Below are 6,271 nucleotides of genomic sequence, written 5' to 3'. Positions count from 1 at the left end.
GTTTGGTTGGTGGGGGCCGGGCCACCGCGGGCGGCCCGACCGACTCGCTCACGTGCCGATTGACAACGCAGGCCAAGCCTTAACTACCCGGCATTGGGTTAGAACCGGCCGTACCACTCACGACCCCGTTGCGGAACCGGGCGGCGAAGCTATACGGTTGGCCGAGAACTAGAACAGGTTACAGTTTCTGCGGTCGTACCGAGGAGCGGACATGGCGGACGAGGCCGACTACGTGGTCGTCGGGTCGGGTAGCTCGGGTGCCGCGATCGCGGGCAGGCTCGCCCAGTCCGGCGCCAGCGTGATCGTGCTCGAGGCGGGCAAGACCGACGAGAAGATGCTGGTCAAGAAGCCGGGACTGGTCGGGCCCATGCACGCGGTCCCCCAGCTCAAGAAGCCTTTCGACTGGGGTTATTACTCGGTGCCGCAGAAGCACCTGCTCGACCGCCGGATGCCGGTGCCACGCGGCAAGGTGGTCGGCGGCTCCAGCTCCATCAACGGCATGGTCTACGTCCGCGGCAACCGGGCCAACTTCGACGGCTGGGCCGCCGAGGGCAACACCGGCTGGGACGCCGACAGCGTCAACGCGGCCTACAAGCGCATGGAGGACTTCGAGGACGGCGAGAACACGTTCCGGGGAGCGGGCGGGCCGATCCGGGTCACCCGCAGCAAGACCCCGCAGGAGGGTTCGCTGCTGTTCCTCGAAGCCACCTCCGACGCGGTCGGCTGCAAGATCCTCGACGACTACAACGCCGAGTCGCAAGAAGGCGTCAGCCGGATGCAGCAGAACGCCGCCGACGGCCTGCGCTACAGCGCCTCGCGCGGCTACCTCCACCACCTCGCTCCCCCGACGCTGGAGTTGCAGTCAGGGGTGCTGGTGAAGAAAGTGCTCATCGAAAACGGCCGTGCGGTCGGCGTCGAGGTCACCGACGCGGACGGCACGCACCGGACCGTCCGCGCCGGCAAAGAAGTCATCCTCTCGGCCGGGTTCGTCGGTTCGGCGCAACTGCTCATGCTCTCCGGGATCGGCCACGCGGAGCATCTGCGCGAGCACGGCATCGAGGTGCGAGCGGACCTGCCGGTCGGCGACAACCTGCACGACCACATGTTCCACGCGCTGACGTTCCACGTCTCGTCGAGCCGCAACAAGGGCGTTCCGAGCTACTTCGCGCGGGGCCTCGTCAGGGAGATGCTCAAGCCTGGCACCACGTTCCTGGCGAACTCGGTGTTCGAGGCGGTCGCGTTCCTCAAGACCTCGCAGGCGGGTGCGATCCCCGATCTCCAGCTGCACCTGCTGCCGTGGGCGTACGTCTCGCCCAACCAGGACGCGCCGATCAGGCACGACGTCGACAAGCGGCCCTCGCTGACCGTGCTGACCACGCTGATCTACCCGAAGAGCCGAGGCACGCTCCGGCTCGCGTCGGCCGATCCGGCGGCGACCCCGCTCATCGACTTCCAGTACCTGGCCGACCCTGCCGATCTCGAAGTGCTCGGCGAGGGCTCGGAACTGGTGCGCGAGATCTTCGCGTCGAAGGCGTTCAAAGGCTCCATCAAAGAGGAAATCCATCCTGGCACCCAGCTCAAGGGCCAGGCGCTGCGCGACGCGATCCTGAACCGGGCGACCTCGGTCTACCACGGCGTCGGCACCTGCCGGATGGGTGTCGACGAGCTCGCGGTCGTCGGCCCCGACCTCAAGGTCCGCGGGGTCGACGGGCTGCGGGTCTGCGACGCCTCGATCATGCCGTCGATCACCGGCGGCAACACCAACGCGCCCTGCATCATGATCGGCGAGATGGGCGCGCGACTCGTCCTTTCGGACAACTGACGGAAAGTAGGGCCATGACCGTCACCCCGCTCGGCCTCACCCGCCCCGCGTCGGCCACCGACACGCTGCTGCGCGAGCTCGTCGCCCGCGTGCCCGGCTCGTCCGGCGCGACCTGGAAGCTCACCGAGGTCTACACCGGCGAGACGCTCGTCGAACTGCCCCAGTCGACGCCGACCGACATCGAGCGGGCGTTCGCCGAAGCGCGCGCGGCGCAGCGGAAGTGGGCGGCGACGCCGCTCAAGCAGCGCCTGGCGGTGTTCAAGCGGGCGCACACGCTTTTCGTCGACAACGCGCGCACCACCACCGATCTCATCCAAGCCGAGAGCGGCAAGAACCGGCGGATGGCGATCGAAGAGACCTGCGACCCGGCGATGGTGATGAGCCATTACCTCAAGCGGGCGGCCAGACTGCTGGCGCCGACCAAGCGCGGCGGGCCGGTCCCGCTGCTGACGACGTCGACCGAGATCCGGCAGCCGAAAGGGGTCGTCGGCATCATCGCGCCGTGGAACTTCCCGTTCGCCACCGGCATTTCCGACGCCGTGCCCGCGCTCATGGCGGGCAACGCGGTCGTGCTGAAGCCGGACAACAAGACGGCGCTCTCGCCGCTCTACGGCGTTCGGCTGCTCGAAGAAGCCGGGCTGCCCAAGGGTTTGTTCCAGGTGGTGTGCGGCGAGGGCCCCGACGTCGGCCCGACGCTCATCGACCAGGCCGACTACGTGATGTTCACCGGCTCGACGGCCACCGGCCGGGTGATCGGCGAACGCGCGGGCCGCAACCTCATCGGCTGCTGCCTCGAACTCGGCGGCAAGAACCCGATGATCGTGCTCGAGGACGCCGACATCGCCGAAGCCGCGCAGGGCGCGATCTTCGGCGCGTTCGGCAACACCGGGCAGATCTGCATGCACATCGAGCGGATCTACCTGCCCGAATCCCGCTACGACGAGTTCAAGAACGCGTTCGTGGCCAAGACCGAGGCGCTCGACGTTCGCGCCGCCTACGACTTCGGCCCCGACATGGGCTCGCTCATCTCCGTCGACCACCTGCGCCGTGTCAAGGCTCATGTCGACGACGCCGTCGCCAATGGCGCCACGGTGCTCTGCGGCGGCAAGCCACGGCCCGACCTCGGCCCGGCGTTCTTCGAGCCGACGATTCTCGAGGGCGTCACGAAGGACATGCTCTGCGGCGTCACCGAAACCTTCGGACCCGTTGTCGCACTGCACAAGTACCGCACGGTCGACGAAGCCGTCGCGCTCGCCAACGACACCGACTACGGCCTCAACGCCTCGGTCTGGGGCCGCGACGTCGACGCCGCGCGCGCCGTGGCCGGGCGCATCGAGTCCGGCAACGTCAACATCAACGACATCCTCGCGACCGCGTACGCCGCCAAGGGCACGCCGTCGGGCGGCGTCAAGACCTCGGGCGTCGGCGCGCGGCACGGCGACCAGGGCCTGCTCAAGTACACCGACGTCAAGAACCTCGCGGTGCTCAAGAAGCAGGTCATGGGTCCCCGGCCCGGCCAGGCCTACGAAAAGTACGTCGAGGGCATGCTTTCCGGGCTGAAGCTCCTGCGGAAGTGGCGTATCCGGTAGCGCGTTTCATCAGGATTTCATCGGTGTCTCGTACCGTCCGCAGGCGTGCGCGGTTGTCGAGAAGTGAGCCTGGTGGTGGCGGTCTTCGCGATCGTCAGCGGATGTTCGGCCACGATCCCCGGAGACGCGAAGCCGTACGCGGCCCCTGGAACGATCGAGGCAGGCCTCGCCACTCCGGCCGAGGTGAGCAGAGCGGTCGGGGCGAACCTGTCCCCGCAGCTGAACCAGAGCGAGCCGCCCGCGTCGCTCGGCGCCGACCCGGAGTCGTGCAAGGTAGCGATCGGCCCGGACACTAAGTCGGTCTTCGCCGAAGGCTGGGCACAGTACCGGCTGACGAGTTATCAAGAGAGCGACGAGGTTCTCGACCACAGCGTTTCCCAGATCGTCGGCGTCTTCACAAGCACTGAGCTGGCTAGCAAGGCTTATCGAACGCTCGCGGACGGGATCAGCGCATGCCCGTCCGCCGCCAGCACCGATGACGACGGCACCCGGTGGACGTACCAGGTCACCTCGTCGACACCGCTCGCCTGGACCGCCAAGCAGGAGGGCGCCGGCGACTGGCAGTGCTACCGGCACGCCGAGGTCAAGCAGAAGGCGCTGTTCGAAGTCGCCGTCTGCCAGGCGGGTGACGGCAAGCCCGCCGTGGCCGACCTCGCGGGCAAGCTGCGCGAACGGCTTCAGGGATGAGCGCCAGGAGATGGCTGGCGGGGCTGCTGGTCGCCGTCTCGGTCGCCATCCCGGGCCCGGCGGCCGCCCAGTCGGCCGACCCGAGCTGCACCGCCCAGCCCCAGTCACCCCAGCTGACCGCGCAAGCGGCCGCACACAAGGCCGCGGTCGAAGCGCTGAACCAGCGCAAGATCCAGCACAACGCCCAGGCGAAGGCGTTGGAAGACGAGATCGCCGCGCACAACGCCCAGGTCAACTCGTATCCGGGCCGCAAGGCTCCGCCTGCCACGGCCGCAGCGCTGAATGCGAAGGCGGCGACGCTCAACGCCAGGAAGAACGCGCTGAACGCCGAGATTTCCGCGGGCAAGGCGGAAGAGAGCCGCCTGGCGGCCGCGGGCGCCGACCTGACTCGCGCCATCTCCGCTGAGTGGATGCCCGCGTGCCTCAAGGTGCTGAAGGCGAAGCGCCGGCCGCCGCCGCGCGGGAGCGACCCAAGGCAGCACACCCCGAGGGAGCTGGGTCGCGGCGGAGATACGAAGAAACCCTCGGAGCCCAACAGCTCGCAGGCACTCGACAACGACATGCAGCGGGCCATGCGTGCGCAGAACTCGCGCTGGACCCGCCCGACGCAGGCGGACGCGCACCACATCGTGCCAGGCGGCTCGCCGAAGTCGGCTTACGCGCGGAGCGTCCTCGACAGGTTCGGCATCAAGACCAACACCGCGCCCAATGGGGTCTACTTGCCGTCGAACCTGAAATCCCCGAACCCGGACTTCTCGGCCGTGCACAGTACGGTGCACAGCAACATGTACTACACGGCGATCAACCGGCTGCTCTCCCAAGCCACGTCCAAAGAACGCGCGCTCGAAATACTGGAGTACATCCGCACCATGCTGCTGTCGGGAGAGTTTCCGTGGTGAAGGTCTACGAACCGACCGCTTCGCCGGGCTACGAATGGGTCATCCCGCTCGACCCGGCGGCTTTCGACCGGCTGCACGCGAAGCCATGGCGACCGTTCGAGGTTCGTTTCCTCACCGAGGACGCCGGCACCAAGCTTCAGCGCGCCGACCTGCCATGGCTGGCGCATGGTGTCCTCGTACTGCGGCCACGCGCGGCCCAGCTCATCGGCGGCCTGCTGGAGCCCTACGGCGAGCTGCTGCCACTCCCCTGCGCCGACGAGGAGCTCGTGCTGTTCAGGACGACGCGGCTCGTCGACGCGCTGGACGAGGCGGCCTCCACCTTCATCCCCTTCGCCGATGGCGGGATCATGGCGATCGCCGACCACCGGTTCCGGGACGACCTGGCGCACGGTGTCTTCGCGTTACCGCAGCTACCCACGGATTCGATCTACTTCGACGAAGACACCGTGCGAGCCGTCACGAAGGCCGGCCTGTCCGGGACAGGGTTCCAGCTGGTTTACGACTCCGCAGCGCCGCCTGCTCCCGGCGGTAAGCCTCCACATTGGCCAGCTTGATGTCCTCGTAGCCGCGGACCAGGTTCGGCAGCTCGGCCAGCGCCAGCAGGCTGGCCCGGTCCACCGTGTCGAAAGCGGCAAGGATCGTCTCCCGGTAGTCGTCGATCAGCTCGCGCTCGACCTTCCTGACCTTGGCGAGGCCGAAAAGGTCCAGCCGGGTGCCACGGAGTTTCCGCGCGGCGCGCAGAGCGACGAACACGGGACGGAAGCGCTGTGACAGCGCGATCTTGCGCTTCATCCCGAGCGCGCGCAGGACAGGCGGGTGCAGGCGGTAGGCGTAGCGGCTGCCCGTGCCGAACTCGGCTTCGATCCCGGCGAGCACGGCGGGGTCGAGCGCGAGACGAGCGACCTCGTACTCGTCCTTGTAAGCCATCAGCTTGTGCAGGTTGCGGGCCACCGCCTCGGTGACGGCGGTCGAATCGCCTTCCAGCAGGCGCACCCGCTCGACGAATTCGGCGTAGCGGCGTGCGTAACGACCGTCCTGATAGGACACAAGCTCGGGAACGCGGATGTCCAGCAGGCGCGCGAGTTCGGAACCCGGCTCGGCCTTGACGAGCGCGCGGACGGCGAGCGCGGCCGCCGACGGGGTGGGAGTCACCGTGACAGCGGGCGGCGTAGCCAGCGCGTAACTAGTCAGGTCTCTGTCGCGTGGTGGTCGTCGTTCTGCGATGATCACCGCGTGACCGGGAGTGAGCGTCCGTCGTATGACGAGCTTGCTGC

The 6,271-nt window shown here is 68.1% G+C and carries 6 protein-coding genes; 5 read left to right on the top strand and 1 reads right to left on the bottom strand.

The window, feature by feature from the left end; translation table 11 throughout:
* Window positions 1-211: 211 nt before the first annotated feature.
* The 5 genes from ACFV15_RS47570 to ACFV15_RS47550 all read left to right on the top strand — a co-directional run bounded on the left by ACFV15_RS47570 (window position 212) and on the right by ACFV15_RS47550 (window position 5,551).
* Window positions 212-1,822 (top strand): GMC family oxidoreductase, encoded by a 1,611-nt coding sequence (locus ACFV15_RS47570; protein ID WP_378360071.1) that lies wholly within the window; start codon window positions 212-214, stop codon window positions 1,820-1,822.
* 14 nt (window positions 1,823-1,836) lie between these two features.
* Window positions 1,837-3,411, top strand: a complete 1,575-nt coding sequence (locus tag ACFV15_RS47565) for a succinic semialdehyde dehydrogenase (protein ID WP_378360070.1) — start codon at window positions 1,837-1,839, stop codon at window positions 3,409-3,411.
* 63 nt (window positions 3,412-3,474) lie between these two features.
* Complete coding sequence (locus ACFV15_RS47560; protein WP_378360069.1) at window positions 3,475-4,098, top strand: sensor domain-containing protein; 624 nt, start codon at window positions 3,475-3,477, stop codon at window positions 4,096-4,098.
* A complete protein-coding gene (locus ACFV15_RS47555) occupies window positions 4,095-4,997 on the top strand; it encodes an AHH domain-containing protein (RefSeq protein ID WP_378360067.1) in 903 nt (300 codons plus the stop codon). The genes ACFV15_RS47560 and ACFV15_RS47555 overlap by 4 nt, the downstream gene beginning before the upstream one ends.
* Window positions 4,994-5,551 (top strand): imm11 family protein, encoded by a 558-nt coding sequence (locus tag ACFV15_RS47550; protein WP_378360065.1) that lies wholly within the window; start codon window positions 4,994-4,996, stop codon window positions 5,549-5,551. The genes ACFV15_RS47555 and ACFV15_RS47550 overlap by 4 nt, the downstream gene beginning before the upstream one ends.
* Here the strand turns inward: ACFV15_RS47550 and ACFV15_RS47545 are convergent.
* Window positions 5,454-6,271, bottom strand: an 818-nt coding sequence (locus tag ACFV15_RS47545) for a DUF6537 domain-containing protein (RefSeq protein WP_378360063.1), incomplete at its 5' end; no start/stop codon positions are given. The genes ACFV15_RS47550 and ACFV15_RS47545 overlap by 98 nt on opposite strands.

Source organism: Amycolatopsis sp. NPDC059657, from assembly GCF_042734395.1.
GTDB lineage: Bacteria > Actinomycetota > Actinomycetes > Mycobacteriales > Pseudonocardiaceae > Amycolatopsis.
The sequence above is the reverse complement of the archived record's forward strand: the minus strand, read 5'-3'. Positions and strand labels throughout refer to the sequence as shown.